The sequence below is a fragment of the Clostridium sp. JN-9 genome (assembly GCF_004103695.1).
Taxonomy (GTDB): Bacteria; Bacillota; Clostridia; order Clostridiales; family Clostridiaceae; genus JN-9.
This window is the reverse complement of sequence record NZ_CP035280.1, coordinates 1,049,500-1,063,534: the sequence shown is the minus strand read 5'-3', so window position 1 is coordinate 1,063,534 and position 14,035 is coordinate 1,049,500. Positions and strand designations below refer to the sequence as shown.

General features: G+C 32.4%; 14 protein-coding genes and 1 other annotated feature. Of the genes, 5 read left to right on the top strand and 9 right to left on the bottom strand.

Annotated features, from left to right (window positions below):
* Window positions 1-168 precede the first annotated feature (168 nt).
* Window positions 169-402 carry a small acid-soluble spore protein Tlp gene (gene tlp / locus EQM05_RS05080; protein ID WP_128749035.1) on the top strand — a complete coding sequence of 78 codons (234 nt, stop codon included), beginning with the start codon at window positions 169-171 and terminating at the stop codon, window positions 400-402.
* A gap of 58 nt (window positions 403-460) precedes the next feature.
* Here the strand turns inward: tlp and EQM05_RS05075 are convergent, their stop codons facing one another.
* Together EQM05_RS05075 and EQM05_RS05070 are read right to left on the bottom strand one after the other, a co-directional pair.
* Window positions 461-877: a hypothetical protein gene (locus EQM05_RS05075; RefSeq protein WP_128749034.1), complete on the bottom strand. Its 417-nt coding sequence runs from the start codon at window positions 875-877 to the stop codon at window positions 461-463.
* Window positions 878-1,018: 141 nt separating this feature from the next.
* The gene (locus EQM05_RS05070; RefSeq protein ID WP_128749033.1) at window positions 1,019-1,948 is read right to left on the bottom strand and encodes a Gfo/Idh/MocA family oxidoreductase; all 930 of its coding nucleotides are present in this window, start codon (window positions 1,946-1,948) and stop codon (window positions 1,019-1,021) included.
* A 188-nt stretch (window positions 1,949-2,136) separates the two neighbouring features.
* On the opposite strand from EQM05_RS05070, the gene EQM05_RS05065 reads away from it, so the two are divergent.
* The 3 genes from EQM05_RS05065 to EQM05_RS05055 all read left to right on the top strand — a co-directional run bounded on the left by EQM05_RS05065 (window position 2,137) and on the right by EQM05_RS05055 (window position 4,783).
* Complete coding sequence (locus EQM05_RS05065) at window positions 2,137-2,652, top strand: nitroreductase family protein (protein ID WP_128749032.1); 516 nt, start codon at window positions 2,137-2,139, stop codon at window positions 2,650-2,652.
* Window positions 2,653-2,768: 116 nt separating this feature from the next.
* The gene (locus EQM05_RS05060; protein ID WP_128749031.1) at window positions 2,769-3,866 is read left to right on the top strand and encodes a PfkB family carbohydrate kinase; all 1,098 of its coding nucleotides are present in this window, start codon (window positions 2,769-2,771) and stop codon (window positions 3,864-3,866) included.
* A complete protein-coding gene (locus EQM05_RS05055) occupies window positions 3,860-4,783 on the top strand; it encodes a pseudouridine-5'-phosphate glycosidase (protein ID WP_128749030.1) in 924 nt (307 codons plus the stop codon). The genes EQM05_RS05060 and EQM05_RS05055 overlap by 7 nt, the downstream gene beginning before the upstream one ends.
* A gap of 261 nt (window positions 4,784-5,044) precedes the next feature.
* On the opposite strand, the gene EQM05_RS05050 is transcribed toward EQM05_RS05055, so the two are convergent.
* The 4 genes from EQM05_RS05050 to EQM05_RS05035 all read right to left on the bottom strand — a co-directional run bounded on the left by EQM05_RS05050 (window position 5,045) and on the right by EQM05_RS05035 (window position 9,067).
* Complete coding sequence (locus tag EQM05_RS05050; RefSeq protein ID WP_128751037.1) at window positions 5,045-5,968, bottom strand: transposase; 924 nt, start codon at window positions 5,966-5,968, stop codon at window positions 5,045-5,047.
* Between the two features lie 355 nt (window positions 5,969-6,323).
* Window positions 6,324-7,760 (bottom strand): proline--tRNA ligase, encoded by a 1,437-nt coding sequence (proS, locus tag EQM05_RS05045; protein ID WP_128749029.1) that lies wholly within the window; start codon window positions 7,758-7,760, stop codon window positions 6,324-6,326.
* A gap of 97 nt (window positions 7,761-7,857) precedes the next feature.
* Window positions 7,858-8,070: a binding site (T-box leader), on the bottom strand.
* Window positions 8,071-8,271: 201 nt separating this feature from the next.
* Window positions 8,272-8,721: a hypothetical protein gene (locus EQM05_RS05040; protein WP_243108119.1), complete on the bottom strand. Its 450-nt coding sequence runs from the start codon at window positions 8,719-8,721 to the stop codon at window positions 8,272-8,274.
* 112 nt (window positions 8,722-8,833) lie between these two features.
* Window positions 8,834-9,067, bottom strand: a complete 234-nt coding sequence (locus EQM05_RS05035; protein ID WP_128749028.1) for a hypothetical protein — start codon at window positions 9,065-9,067, stop codon at window positions 8,834-8,836.
* Window positions 9,068-9,209: 142 nt separating this feature from the next.
* On the opposite strand from EQM05_RS05035, the gene EQM05_RS05030 reads away from it, so the two are divergent.
* Window positions 9,210-9,386 carry a DUF1540 domain-containing protein gene (locus EQM05_RS05030; protein ID WP_128749027.1) on the top strand — a complete coding sequence of 59 codons (177 nt, stop codon included), beginning with the start codon at window positions 9,210-9,212 and terminating at the stop codon, window positions 9,384-9,386.
* Between the two features lie 81 nt (window positions 9,387-9,467).
* Here the strand turns inward: EQM05_RS05030 and EQM05_RS05025 are convergent, their stop codons facing one another.
* From EQM05_RS05025 to EQM05_RS05015, 3 genes are all read right to left on the bottom strand, one after another.
* Window positions 9,468-10,238, bottom strand: a complete 771-nt coding sequence (locus EQM05_RS05025; protein ID WP_128749026.1) for a peptidase MA family metallohydrolase — start codon at window positions 10,236-10,238, stop codon at window positions 9,468-9,470.
* A gap of 120 nt (window positions 10,239-10,358) precedes the next feature.
* Complete coding sequence (locus EQM05_RS05020; protein ID WP_128749025.1) at window positions 10,359-12,131, bottom strand: ABC transporter ATP-binding protein; 1,773 nt, start codon at window positions 12,129-12,131, stop codon at window positions 10,359-10,361.
* A complete protein-coding gene (locus EQM05_RS05015) occupies window positions 12,121-13,887 on the bottom strand; it encodes an ABC transporter ATP-binding protein (RefSeq protein ID WP_128749024.1) in 1,767 nt (588 codons plus the stop codon). Before EQM05_RS05015 ends, EQM05_RS05020 begins: the two co-directional genes overlap by 11 nt.
* Window positions 13,888-14,035 lie beyond the last annotated feature (148 nt).

Here is a 14,035-nt window from a genome sequence, read left to right as displayed (position 1 = left end):
TAAACTTATATTTTTAAAGAACATTATTAATTATCAAAAGCTGTAGATTTTATTAATTTCACAGCTTTTATTTATGCCCATTTTTCCTAATAGTATGGTTATAATTAATAATATTTTACGCATAATAAAAATGGAGTTTTCACATTAAATTAAAAAGGAGATGAAATTATGAGTGATAAACCAAAACCAGATGATAGAAGAAATAATGTGGATAGAATTCAATATAATATTGATAAAACCATTCAAAATTGTGAACTTGCTGATGAAATGATTGCTAAAACAGATGATGAAAAAGCTAAGAAGAACCTTAAGGAAAAAAATAAAAGAAGAGAATCTTCTCTTGAGTCCATGAGAAAAGAAATCAAAGATGAAGCAATTGATAAACGAAATGGTTATAAATAAATAACAGCTTTAAACATTGGGGATTTCTAATCCCCATAAATGCTTATTCTAACCATAGTTACCTGATTATAAATTCAATTTTATATGTATCTTCTCTAATTCTTATAAATCTTATGAAAGGTCTGTCCTGAATTTCATCTGTAGCGCAATTATCATCAATGAAATATTTTGAGCAAAACTCCAGTTTGGAATTTATTTCATTTCGTAATTCCTTCCACCATGACAATTTTATTCTTTCATTTATGTCCATGGTTATTTCGCCTTCATATAACTTTCCTTTAAATGAAAGATAAACTTTTATCTTTTCTCCCGGTTTTAAATTGTCAGCATGAAAAAAGTATGCAATATCCTTTGGTATGCCAGTTTGTCCATATATAAATGAGGACCTGTCAATATGTTTTTCTGCAATTTTCGAATTAACAATTATCCAAGAATCCTTGTAAAAAGGATAAATCTTTATTATCTGCTGATACATTTGTATTCTCCCACAATTTATTATTGATTATAATCCATAACTTGATTATATCATTTTTTGAAAAAATTAGTGGTTCTTTTTACATTTTTATTAATCCCTTAGAAGTTGACTCCTTATTTTCAGGTTAACCGTCCCCAATCTTTACTTAACCGTCCCTGTTTTTTCAATGATCTGTTTCACAAGAATCTGCGATTTTAGTGCTTCCTCACCATTGATTGATGGCTCAGTGTCTCCAATAACCGAATTTATAAAATGCATTATTGCATCTTCAAATCCTCTTCTTTTAATAATTGTCTCCCAGGAAGGTGAACTGTTTGTTATAACCTTTCCTTCCCTTTCAATTTCCATAGTATCCATGTTTTTAACCCTTACTATTGCATTTTCACCTACAATCTCAAGCTGCTCCAGATTTGTTCCCGCACTTCTGTGCATTGCAAGGAAGATTCGATTTTTATTCTCTGAAATATAATTATGTTCAGCATAAATCATTTGATTTTTTTCATTAATTTCAACATGCCCTTCAATGGGTCCTGAAGGCTCTCCAAGCCATCTTGCAGTATCAACTAAATGAATGTAATCATCCAGCAGAGTAAATTTGAAATCTACTTGTGAACTTGATTTTATTCTATGCTTTTCTACTCTTATCCAAGCCACATTGTTAACTTGTTTTTTTGCTTCTATATACATCGGTGCAAATCGTCTGTTAAAGCCTACCATAAGCTTTCTGCCTTTTCTTTTACTTAAATCAACTAATCGTTCAGATTGCTCAACAGTTGAAGCCAGAGGTTTGTCCACATAAACATCCTTCTCCATATTTAATGCTTCAGATATTACTTGAAAATGGGAATCAGTTGAACTGTGAACAAAAACAGCGTCACAGCTGCTGATTAAATTACTTAGATTTGAAAAGTCTTTAATTCTATATTCTTTGCATATTTGTTTTCTTCTGCTTTCTGTAGGAGAATATGCCCCCACTAAATTCCAGTCCGTCTCTTTAGTAAGAAAAGGAAGATAAACCTTTTGTGCAATGTTTCCAAGTCCAACTATTCCTATTTTAAGTTTTCTATCCATAATAATAAATCTCCAATCCATTTAAATAATATTAAATAATATGAATTTCATCCAGTTTTCAAGATAAAGCCTAATGTTTCCGGCATTACAAATTTATTATACCATCAGATATCATTTATTACATTCAATTTATTTTTTTGTACTATAATGGTAATGGAATTAGAAATTATAATTTTGGAGGAAATAAAATGTTAGATTTATTAAAACAAAGAAGAAGTATTAGGAAATATCAGGCGCATAGTATAGAAGAGGATAAAATTGAATCTTTAAAGAAAGCACTGCTTTTAGCGCCATCTTCAAGGAATTTAAAGCATCTGCAGTTTATGTTTATTGATAATAAGGAATTACTGGAGAAGATTTCAAACTGTAAACCTGGTGCATTATTTTTAAAGAATTCAGCTCTTGGAATAGTAATTATAGGTGATGAAAGTATTAGCGATACCTGGATTGAAGATGCTTCTATAGCTTCTATTATTGTGCAGTTAGAAGCTGAGGACTTGGGGATTGGCTCATGCTGGATTCAAATTAGAAACAGGAAGCATAATGATGATAAAACAGCAGAGGACTATGTAAGGGAACTTCTTAATATAAAAGAAAATTACAGAATAGAAAGTATAATTTCCATAGGCTATAAAGGTGAAACAAAAGATCCCTATAGTGAGAATAATTTAGATTTTTCCAGAATTCATATAAATAAATTTTAAAAGTTTCATCAAGCTTCATATAAGTTTTATAAACACTATTGACATATTTTTAAGCAGTGATAATATATTATTGTAAACAAATGATTACTACGTAAGCAAATATTAAGGAGTACACCATGACAAAAAGAGAAAAAGAAATCTTACAGTTAATAAAAGAAAAGCCTATGATATCGCAAAAGGAGCTGGCTGCTGAATTAAATATTACTCGTTCTTCTGTGGCAGTTCATATAACTAATTTACTTAAAAAGGGCTGTATACTTGGAAAAGGTTATATAGTTGCAAGTGAAGATGAATATGTAAGTATTGTTGGAGGAACAAACATAGATATTCAGGGATTCCCCAATAATAAACTTATCCTTCATGATTCTAACCCAGGGAAAGTAAAGATATCCTTAGGCGGTGTAGGAAGAAATGTTGGTGAAAATCTTGTGAGACTTGGTATAAATACAAGGCTTATTAGTGCTGTGGGTAATGATATCTATGGCAATAAAATATTAGATGAAGCCAGGGATATGGGCCTTAACATGGAAGAATCCTTAATAATGGATGGGCAAAGCACTTCTACTTATTTATCTATTCTTAATGAAACCGGAGACATGGAGGCAGCCATAGCACATATGGATATTTTCGATAAAATTACTCCCAGATTTATTGCTTCAAAAAAACAGGTTATTGAAAATTCTGCAGTTTGTGTCATTGATACCAATATTCCCAGAGATGTTATTGAATATATTTTAACAAACTTTAAAGATGTGGATTTTTTTCTTGATACTGTGTCTACCACAAAATGTCAAAAAGTCAAGGATTTCATAGGATATTTTCATACTATTAAGCCAAATAAGCTGGAAGTGGAAATATTAACAGGAATAAAAATTAATAAGGATGAAGATTTAAAGAAGGCTGCAGAATATTTACTGAATAAAGGTGTTAAAAATGTGTTTATTACATTAGGTGAAGATGGAATTTTCTATGACAACGGCAGTGAATATGGAAAAATCAAATCTCCTAAGATAAAGGTAGTAAACGCAACTGGTGCAGGGGACGCTTTTGTAGCAGCTCTGGTTTACAGCTACCTAAAAAAGTTTTCTACAGAATATGCAGGAAGATTTGCCATAGCAGCATCCATTCTTGCATTGTCACATGAAAATACTATTAATCCTAATATGAGTATTGAAAATGTAAATAATAAAATGAAGGAGTTAAAATTATGCTAGAGAAATACTTAGACATTAACCCAGAAGTTAAAAAAGCTTTAAATGAGGGAAAAGCAATAGTTGCCCTTGAATCCACAATTATATCTCATGGAATGCCATATCCTCAAAATGTGGAAACCGCATTAAATGTTGAAAAAATAGTTAAAGATAACGGTGCAGTTCCAGCTACCATAGCCATTCTAAATGGTAAATTGAAGGTTGGTCTTACTAAAGATGAAATAGAGTATTTAGGTAAAAAAGGAACAGCTGTTGTTAAAACCAGCAGAAGAGATATTCCATTTATTATTTCAAAAAAATTAGATGGAGCTACAACTGTAGCATCAACTATGATAATTGCCAATTTGGCAGGTATAAAAGTATTTGGGACAGGCGGAATCGGCGGAGTACACAGAGGAGCTCAGCAGACTTTTGATATTTCTGCAGATCTTCAGGAGCTTGCACATACAAATGTAGCTGTAGTATGTGCCGGAGCAAAGTCAATACTTGATCTTGGATTAACTTTAGAATATCTTGAGACTCAGGGCGTTCCAGTGGTTGGATTTGGCACTGAAGAGCTTCCGGCTTTCTATACAAGAAAAAGCGGATTTAAGGTTGATTACCGTGTAGATAGTGAAAAAGAATTAGCATTAGCACTTAAAGCGAAATGGGATTTAGGATTAAACGGCGGGATGATTGTTGCAAATCCTATTCCAGAGCAATATCAAATGGACTATGACACAATAAATAAAGCCATAGACCAGGCACTTAAGGAAGCAGATAAGCAAGGAATTAAAGGCAAAGCAACTACCCCATTCCTTCTGGCAAAGGTAAAAGATATAACAGGTGGAGCCAGCCTGGATTCCAATATACAGCTTGTGTACAGTAACGTAAAGGTAGCCGCCAGGTTGGCTGTTGAGTTGGGACGGTTAACAGATTAGAATTAAATGAGTAGGGACGGTTAACAATTTAAAATTAAATACTTTCAGTTAAAAATCTGCAAGACAAGTGTAATTAGCACTTGTTTTGCAGATTTTATTTTTAACTATTAGCTTCCATATTTTTGAATAATGATATTTTATAATGCTTCTTGGGCTTGTACAATATAATAAATTGCAAACAAATAAGATCTTTTATTTGGTATAAAAAATAAATGATCATAAAGGTATGTATTACTTTTTATAAAATTAATTAACAGTTTTTCAAGAAACCTGCTGAAGAATAAATTTATTTACAATATCCTTGTACCTATCCTCCGTAGATATAAGTTCAACTCCTACGGAACAAAGCTTCGAAACTCTAGATTCCGTAATATTACCAAGGATCTGGCAGATATGCTTAATTTTAAAATTACAGAGGCTTCTCATTAAAAGCACTGCTAATGCTCTTGCTTCCTTATTATTTCTGCTGTTCTTCATATACATCATTAGCTTTTCCGTTCCTGTTTCTTCACAAATGAAGGCTATTATCTTCTCCGGGCTGAAATTTCTAACCAGTACCTTTCTCTGACTTCTATACTCAGTCTTTTCATCTTCAAATTCCATTTCCCTTTTTAGCTTTTCTTTGTCACACATATATACAAACTTTAAATACCTATCTCTTGCATTATTTGCATTTTCACCTAGCATTTGCATTATATATGCTTCATCTAAAAGACCTGTTTCATCCTTTTTAAGACCCAAATACACTTTTAAGCTTGAATATTTATACTTTTCAGGACAGTTTTCATAACCCTTTATTTTTAAAGGATTATTGTGAATATAAGCTGATAAAGTAATTAGATATCTATCAGTATCAACTATTTTGCTCTTAAATCTATCTTGAAACACATGTCCATGCCTATCATGAATCCTATTATAAGTAACTGCATATTTAAAATTCAATCCATGCATTATTTTTGATATGTCTGCCCCATTGGAATCGATTATAAAATGTGCATGGTTAGTCATGATACAATAAGCATATACCTTGAATCCAAATATTGTTTGATAATCCTTCATCTGTTTCAAGTATTTGTCTTTGTCATCATCTTTTTTAAACAAAGGAACCTCGGTTATACTTCTCACCATAACATGATATATTGCATTTTCCATTTTTATTCTTTCAGTTCTTGGCAATGAAAGCACCCCATTCTTTGTTAAACTCAACCAAATAGATTTCAAAGTAAATCAGTTATTTAAGCTTCTCAAAAAATTGTAGAAGCATCAGTATTTTTGCTCACTTAAATAGTGATTTACTAAATGAAATTATATAGCTAATAGTATTGACTTCAACAAAGGATGTTATTCAACTTACTTGAAAACATTGGTAAATTGTTAACCACCATTCCTTAGTTAAAAGTTGGAAGTTAAAAATTAGTCAGTTGTTAACCGCCATTCTTCAGTTAAAAGTTGAAAGTTGAAAGTTGAAAGTTAGTTAGTTGTTAACCGTCCCTGATTTTTAATTCTAAGAGGTTAACCGTCCCCTACTTTTCCCCTACTTTTAGTATGCCTTTCCCCAGTAAACCATGTGCTTTGCTTCTTTTCCGCAGCATACACACTTGTCTGAAAGCTTTTCCTGTTCAAATGGAATACATCTTGAAGTTACTCCTGCAACCTCTTTAAGCTTATCTTCGCAAGCCTTATCACCGCACCACATAGCTTTTATGAATCCTGGTTTGGTTTCTGCAATTTTCTTAAACTCGTCTAAGGTTACTGCCGAGTAAGTATTTTTATCTCTGTGCTGTTTTGCTTTTTCATACATAGAATTTTGAATATCATCTAATAGCTCAGTAATTTTGGCTTCAATTTCATCAAAAGAGACAAATATCTTTTCTCTTGTATCACGTCTAACAAGTACTGCCTGATTTTTTTCTATATCCTTTGGTCCAACTTCCACACGAATTGGAATACCCTTCATTTCATATTCATTGAATTTCCATCCAGGCATTTTATCGCTGACATCAATGCCAACCCTGGCTACCTTTGAAATTCTTTCTTTAAGCTCTTGAGCCTTTTCAATAACTCCCTCTTTATGCTGAGCAATAGGCACTATCATAACCTGTGTAGGAGCAATTTTAGGTGGAAGCTTAAGTCCGCTGTCGTCACCATGAACCATTATGATGGCACCTATAATTCTGGTTGTCATCCCCCATGAGGTTTGATATACATATTGAAGCTTACCATTTTTATCAGTGTATTGAATATTAAAAGCCTTTGAGAAATTATCTCCAAAGTTATGAGATGTACCGCTTTGCAGTGCTTTTCCATCATGCATCAAGCTTTCAATTGTATAAGTTGCAGCTGCTCCTGCAAACTTTTCCTTTTCTGTTTTTTGTCCTTTAATAACTGGTATAGCTAAAATATTTTCAAAAAAATCAGCATAAACATTTAGCATGTCTATAGTTTCTTTTTCGGATTCTTCAGCTGTTGCATGGGCTGTGTGGCCTTCCTGCCATAAAAATTCGGTTGTTCTCAAAAATGGTCTTGTTGTTTTTTCCCATCTTACTACAGAACACCACTGGTTATACTTCTTTGGCAAATCATTATAAGAATGAATTATTTTTGCATAATGATCGCAGAATAAAGTTTCTGATGTAGGACGAACACATAATCTTTCTGTAAGTTCCTGTCCGCCGCCATAAGTTACCCATGCAACTTCTGGAGCAAAGCCTTCAACATGATCTTTTTCCTTCTGAAGCAGACTTTCAGGTATGAACATAGGCATATATACATTTTCATGGCCCATTTCCTTAAACTTTCCATCCAAGTACTTTTGAGCATTTTCCCAAATTGCATATCCATAAGGTCGTATAATCATACACCCTTTGACACATGAATAATCAACAAGTTCAGCCTTTTTTACGATATCAGTATACCACTTAGCAAAATCTTCATCCATTGCTGTTATTTCTTCCACAAATTTTTTCTGTTTTCCCATATTTACTCCTCCAATGTAGATAAACATTATATTTATAGTTTGAGTTGTTTACCTTAATTTAAAACTTTTTTACAAAAAATAAAAAAAACCTGATCCCAATAGGGACCGAGTTATCGGTGGTACCACCCTCGTTAGTATACTTTCATATACTCACTTATTGTTTTAACGGAAAACTCCCGCTGCAGCCTACTATTACTTCAGTGCAGAACTCAGAGGCTGGTTCAAAATTATTCTTTTAAAAGTCTCCCACCAATGACTTCTTCTCTTTAAAAAGATTATAATATTTACTTTTCCTCTTCCTAGTAACGTATTTATTAATTTTGTGTTCTTGATAAAATAATATAAAATTATAAAAGTATTGTCAATAGGTAATTGAAACAATACCCTTTATTTTACATAAGCTAGTGGTTAAATGAAAAGTATAGCATAAAATATTTTAAATAAAAAAGAACATATCTATTGAAGATAAGTTCTTAATAAAAATAGTAAAATTGCTAAATAATTATATTATTTATGATTGAGTTTCCGCAGTTTTATCCACTGTTCCAGCATCCTGAGGTGTTTCTTTTATTTCTGTATTGTTTTCTTCATGGGCATTTTTCTCAATTATATTTTCTTCAGCAGAATTATTGCAAACTTCTTCTTTACCTAATAATACCAAACATTTTGAAACTTTTTTATTAATGATTCCTGCGCCCACCAAAACTAGTGCAATACCCCAATATACTGCAATTGGTTCAAATATTCCAGGAAGCAGTTGCGATGGTATTAATAGTTTGTTGACCGTTGAGGCCTCATATCCCTGTGCTACATATTGAGCCACAGTGCCTTTAAATAATATGATATTGTTTACTAATGCAGTAATACCAAGAATAGCAACTATTACAGCAGCTACATACATAACAATTGATATTGAAAATCTTTTTGATTCCTTAGATGTTTTTTTATCCTTTTGTGCCATTATGATTTTTCTCCATTTCCACCCTTAGGGTTGTAATTTTTGTCACTAATATTTATTCTACTATGCTATTGTTACAACTAAGTGACAATTAAGTTTCAATATTATTAACAATTTAATGGCTTAACATTTTGCTCAAAGATAAAATTAAAAATGCTACCAGCCAGGTGGCTCCAATGGCCGCTAATACAATCAACACTGCTACAAGTGGATTTTTCACATTTCTTTCATCCGCGATTTTCTTTCCCTCATGTCTATCAACCTTAAACAAGTTTCCAGATATAGTATGAATTTCCGAGTAATTTCGTCTTGTTTTTTCTAGAACCTTTTTCTCTTTGTCCTCTGACATAATCTCACCTCCAAAATATTAATTTAATTATCTATCATAAATAAAATATTATTTATTCCCAGCCTTCATTTCCAGAATAAAAAAGTTAGTTTTGCCAATAATACTTTTGTAGATAGTATTTTATTTTTAGGAGGGTATATAAATGAAAGCAGAAAAATTGAATCAGCCTAACCAGGGAATTAAATGTGTTGTCAATACCTGTCACTATTATATGTCAGGAGATCACTGCTCAGCATCAATGATTGAAGTTGAACATAGGAATGCTAATACTTCGCAGGAAACAGACTGTGCAACATTTACTCCAGAATCAAGGGCTTAACTTTAGCATTTTCAGGGGCGGTTACCATAAACCGTTCCTTTCCCATGAAGAACAATTAAAAAATCAAAATAAATATTATTTTTAATTGTAATTTTTAACTAAGAAGTCCATCCACCTCTTTTCAAATTCTTCGCTGCTGCATCCTAATATTTCCTGTAAATTTGAAGGTGATTTGATTAATTTAATTAAGGAGTTATATCCATAATTTTTAACCACATATTCTACAGCAGTATAAGAAAATGCATATCCCCCGTCAGATAAATTTTGGCTATTCATTGAAAATAACGGCGGCACCTCATTGTTTTGTATTTTTTTCTTTAAATCTTGTTTTATATTATTATTCATCTGTTTTGCTTCAAAAGCTGCGGTACCTTCATTAAGCCATATAGGTATATCTTTTAAATTTGAATTAATTTGAGAAACCATAACATGGGTAAATTCATGCACCACTACCATCATCAATGTGTCATAGGTGTGATATTTCCCCGGGTTTAAAGGTGAAACCATTTTAATTTTGCCTTCCCATTCCGTTCCAACATTCCACTCAGGTGCCATAGGTGCCCCTATTGCATTATGAAATGACTGAATATCTGGGTAAACTTCAATATCAACTTTATCTTTTAATGATACATTTAAATCCTTTGAAATCCTTTTATAATTTTCTTGAAGATTTTTATTCAAATCATTTAAGCATTTTACATCTTTATTAAATGAATAGAACCTAAAATGCTGGCTCTCGAGTTGAAGCTTTAATTTATCCTCACCAGCCGCATTGGCACTTTTACTGGCTCCACATCCCATTATGTTAAATGTAAAAATTAAACCAATGCATAAAATAATAAATTTTCTCATAAAAGCCTCCCCAAAAACTTTTATTGAATATATTACTACTATACAATCATTTTACCACATATTGTAATAAATAATAATGTCTATTGAAATATAACGTTTTAAACTTAACCGTCCCTTAATTTAAAGCTTCCAGCCCAGCTTTTCAATTTGATTGTATTTAGCATACCACCCATTTTTTCCTGCTAAATCAGCAGGTGTTCCTGTTTCCACTATTCTTCCGTTATCTAAAATGATAACCTTATCAGCATCTATAATTCCTGACACTCTGTGGCTTATGGTAAGTATAGTTCTTTCTTTAGATATTGCATTTAAAGCTTTGAATATTTTCTGTTCAGTTAATGAATCGAGCCCTGAAGTAACCTCGTCCAGAAGCAATATAGGAGGGTTGCACACAATAGCACAGGCTAAAGCTAACAGCTGATACTGGCCATGTGAAAGACTGCTTTCACCTTCACCTATTAAAGTGTTATATCCATTTTTTAATTTCATAATATCATCATGCAGATATACAGTTTTACATGCCTTTATTACCTGTTTATCTGTGATAGTTTCGTCATATAAAGTTACAGCATCCCTAATGCTTCCATCATAAATAGGAAAACTTTGAGGTACTATGCCTAATATTTTTCTTCTTAAATTTTCAGGAATTTTAAAAGAATCCATTCCTTGTATTTTTATACTGCCTCTGCTTGGCTTATAGAGCCCTGCCACAAGATTTAAAATTGTACTTTTCCCTGCACCTGTTCTTCCAACAAGTGCTACTTTCGTTCCGGGCGTTACATTAAAATTAATATCCTGAACAATATTTTTTTTATTATCATAAGAAAAGCTCATATTATTAATAGATATATTAGTGTTATTAAAATTACTTTTATCTAATGATAATTCAGTAAAGTATTTGTCACTTTTTTCAGTTTGTCTTATTTCCTCTTTTTCATTGTCAAAATCATTTATCCTTTTCACACCTGCAACAGCTTCCTGAATTGTCTGAAATTCTTCAGCTATTGATTGAATGGGGTCAAACATTCTGGAAATTAAGTCTACAACTGCTGCAACAGACCCTATTGTTATTCCAAGAGCACCCAAACCCTTTGGAGCTGCTATAAGAACAGTAATCGTTATAATTACAGCTCTAAGAATCTGCATTATGCATGGGAAAAAGGAATCTAATGTACTTGTTTTATGAACTGCGGATATGTTTTCATTTAATGGCTGCTGAAAATTATTTAAAAAAAGCTGTTCCTTTGAAAATACTTTTATTGTTCTGATGCCGTTAAATAGTTCCTGAATTGAACCGTTAATATGGGATACAGCCCTTCTGGCAGCCATTTGTGCATTAAAAGTTGCGGATTTAAAAAATCTGGTTATAAAATATATTACTGGAATAAATATTAACAAATATAAGGCTAATAAAGGGCTTATGAAATAAACTGAAACAATGATTCCCAAAGCTTTCAGTCCATCCGCCAGCATTCCTACCAATCCTTCAGAAAAAAGAGTTCCTACAGCATCCACATCTGATGTAAATCTGCTTATTATTTCACCAACTGCATTATTGGAATAGTATGAAATGGGCAGCTTTTTTAATTTTTTGCCCATATTATACCTGATATTAGCAAGAATATCCTGACCTATAATTGCCATCATAAGCTCTCTTAAAAAGTCAAAGGCTCCGCTAAGTATAACAGCAAGCAGATAATATATTGAAAGCTTCATTACACCACTGTAAATTCCCTTTGAAATATTATTATCAATGATGCTTTTTAATATTTGAGGCGGCACCAGCTGCATAGCTATACCACCTAAAATAGCAGCTATTAAAAATATACTTTGTACTAATTTATTTTTTATTGTTGATTTTAAAGCAGAAACTGCAATGCCATTATGCTTCATATAATTCACCGCCTAAAAAACTTTGTGAGTCTAAAATTTTACTATATATTCCCTCTTCATTAATTAATTCATTATGAGTGCCTTTCTCAGCAATTCTGCCTTTATCAAAAACTAAAATCATGTCAGTATATTTAAATATCTGAAGTCTGTGAGAAAATATAAAGATTGTCCTTCCCTGTAAATTTTGTCGAAGCTCCTTTATGATTTTGGCCTCAGTATTTATGTCTACAGCTGAAAAAGGATCATCAAGTATTACAATACTAGAATCTTTATATAGAGCCCTTGCCATAGATATTCTCTGCCTTTGTCCTCCTGAAACTCTGGTTCCCTTTTCACCAAGCTGTGTTTCCAAGCCATCCTGAAAATTCAGCATGTCCTGCTTTAAACATGCTATATCCAGCACCTTGTCTAGCTTTGCTTCATCAGTATTTCCCCAGGTGATATTATTCTTTATGGAATCAGAGAATAGGAAGGAATCGTGCCCCATATATGTTATATCATCAATCTTTTTATTATAATCTATGTTTTTTAAATCCTGTCCGTTAAAGCAAATTTCTCCTTCATAATCATATAAGCCTGTTAACGCCAGACCTAATGCACTTTTTCCAGATCCCACAGACCCAGTTACTCCAACGATCATACCAGCAGGCACTTTAAATGAAACATTTTTAATAGCATAGTTTTGGTCATCACCATATTTAAAGGAAAGGTTATTGACACTTATTTCAATTGGATTCATACCTTCAGAATGCTGATGTTCCCTGAAACTGTCATTGTTTAATAATGATTTAACCCTATCCCATGAAGCTTTGGCTCCCTGCTGAAGATTAAAAACCTTAGCAGCTGTTGTGGTTCTCACAGCAAGTGCAGTAAACATGGTTATATATGCTGTAAATATACCAATTGTCCAGCTTCCTCCAATAACTTTATTACCTCCTAAATAAATAACTAAAATAATACCTAAGCTTGATATGGATGAATATATGGGAGCTAGTCCATTTTGCAGTACATTAACTATGGCAGTCTTTTTAGCCTGAACAGTGAGTCTTTCCTTAAATCTCTTAAGCTCTGTATCCTCTCTTCCATATAAGCGGAGTATATTAATTTGTGATATCATTTTTCTGATTTGGGTAGTAGTCTTTGAGTTAGCTGCTCTGGCAGCCTTTGATTTAGCCTGAACCACTTTTCTCATGAATTGAGTCAGCATTATAACAAATGGGATTGGGATACATACTATTAATGTGATTTTAACATCATAAAACATAAGTGCTGCAAAATATGCAATCATAAGCACACCTGTATCCCACAGTTCAGTTATAGTTTTTCTCACTGCTTCAACCACTATGTCTACATCCCCTATAGTAGTTGACATCATATCTCCTACCTTTTTCTTCTCTATAGCATTTAAATCAGTATGAAGTATAGATTCCATAACAGAAATACGCATATCCCCGCTGATTCTGTTAGCCATATCCCTTACATAATATCTTTTAAAAAATCTTGCTATTTGAAAAGACAAGGTAACAAGTATAAATGAAATTCCCGCATTTAGTATATTGGTTATACTTGGTGAATTTACTGCAGCATCCAGCAGTTTACCCTGAAAAATAGGGCCCAAAACTATAGCTGAATTAAAAAATATTCCTGACACAGCTGTTATTAAAAACTGTTTACGATATTTTATAATATAAGATAACAGCCTTTCCTTTTCCTTAGGAGGAGAAAACCTTACCATTTTGTTTTTTTCTTCTATCATTTCACATAATAAATCCTTTCTATATAGTCGCTTATTTTAATTTTAGCACTATTTTTGGGGGACGGTTAAGCTTTTTTGGCAATATTTCTAAGGGACGGTTAAGCTTCCTTAGCAATATTCCCTGGTATCTCTTGGGGACGGTTAAGCT

Bases quoted from the DNA above. Each gene is read 5' to 3' on its own strand.
- EQM05_RS05065 (WP_128749032.1), top strand. From the start codon at position 2,137: ATGTTAGATTTATTAAAACAAAGAAGAAGTATTAGGAAATATCAGGCG.
- EQM05_RS05030 (WP_128749027.1), top strand. From the start codon at position 9,210: ATGAAAGCAGAAAAATTGAATCAGCCTAACCAGGGAATTAAATGTGTT.
- tlp (WP_128749035.1), top strand. From the start codon at position 169: ATGAGTGATAAACCAAAACCAGATGATAGAAGAAATAATGTGGATAGA.
- EQM05_RS05060 (WP_128749031.1), top strand. From the start codon at position 2,769: ATGACAAAAAGAGAAAAAGAAATCTTACAGTTAATAAAAGAAAAGCCT.
- EQM05_RS05075 (WP_128749034.1), bottom strand. From the start codon at position 877: ATGTATCAGCAGATAATAAAGATTTATCCTTTTTACAAGGATTCTTGG.
- proS (WP_128749029.1), bottom strand. From the start codon at position 7,760: ATGGGAAAACAGAAAAAATTTGTGGAAGAAATAACAGCAATGGATGAA.
- EQM05_RS05025 (WP_128749026.1), bottom strand. From the start codon at position 10,238: ATGAGAAAATTTATTATTTTATGCATTGGTTTAATTTTTACATTTAAC.
- EQM05_RS05035 (WP_128749028.1), bottom strand. From the start codon at position 9,067: ATGTCAGAGGACAAAGAGAAAAAGGTTCTAGAAAAAACAAGACGAAAT.
- EQM05_RS05020 (WP_128749025.1), bottom strand. From the start codon at position 12,131: ATGAAGCATAATGGCATTGCAGTTTCTGCTTTAAAATCAACAATAAAA.
- EQM05_RS05070 (WP_128749033.1), bottom strand. From the start codon at position 1,948: ATGGATAGAAAACTTAAAATAGGAATAGTTGGACTTGGAAACATTGCA.
- EQM05_RS05055 (WP_128749030.1), top strand. From the start codon at position 3,860: ATGCTAGAGAAATACTTAGACATTAACCCAGAAGTTAAAAAAGCTTTA.
- EQM05_RS05040 (WP_243108119.1), bottom strand. From the start codon at position 8,721: ATGGCACAAAAGGATAAAAAAACATCTAAGGAATCAAAAAGATTTTCA.
- EQM05_RS05015 (WP_128749024.1), bottom strand. From the start codon at position 13,887: ATGATAGAAGAAAAAAACAAAATGGTAAGGTTTTCTCCTCCTAAGGAA.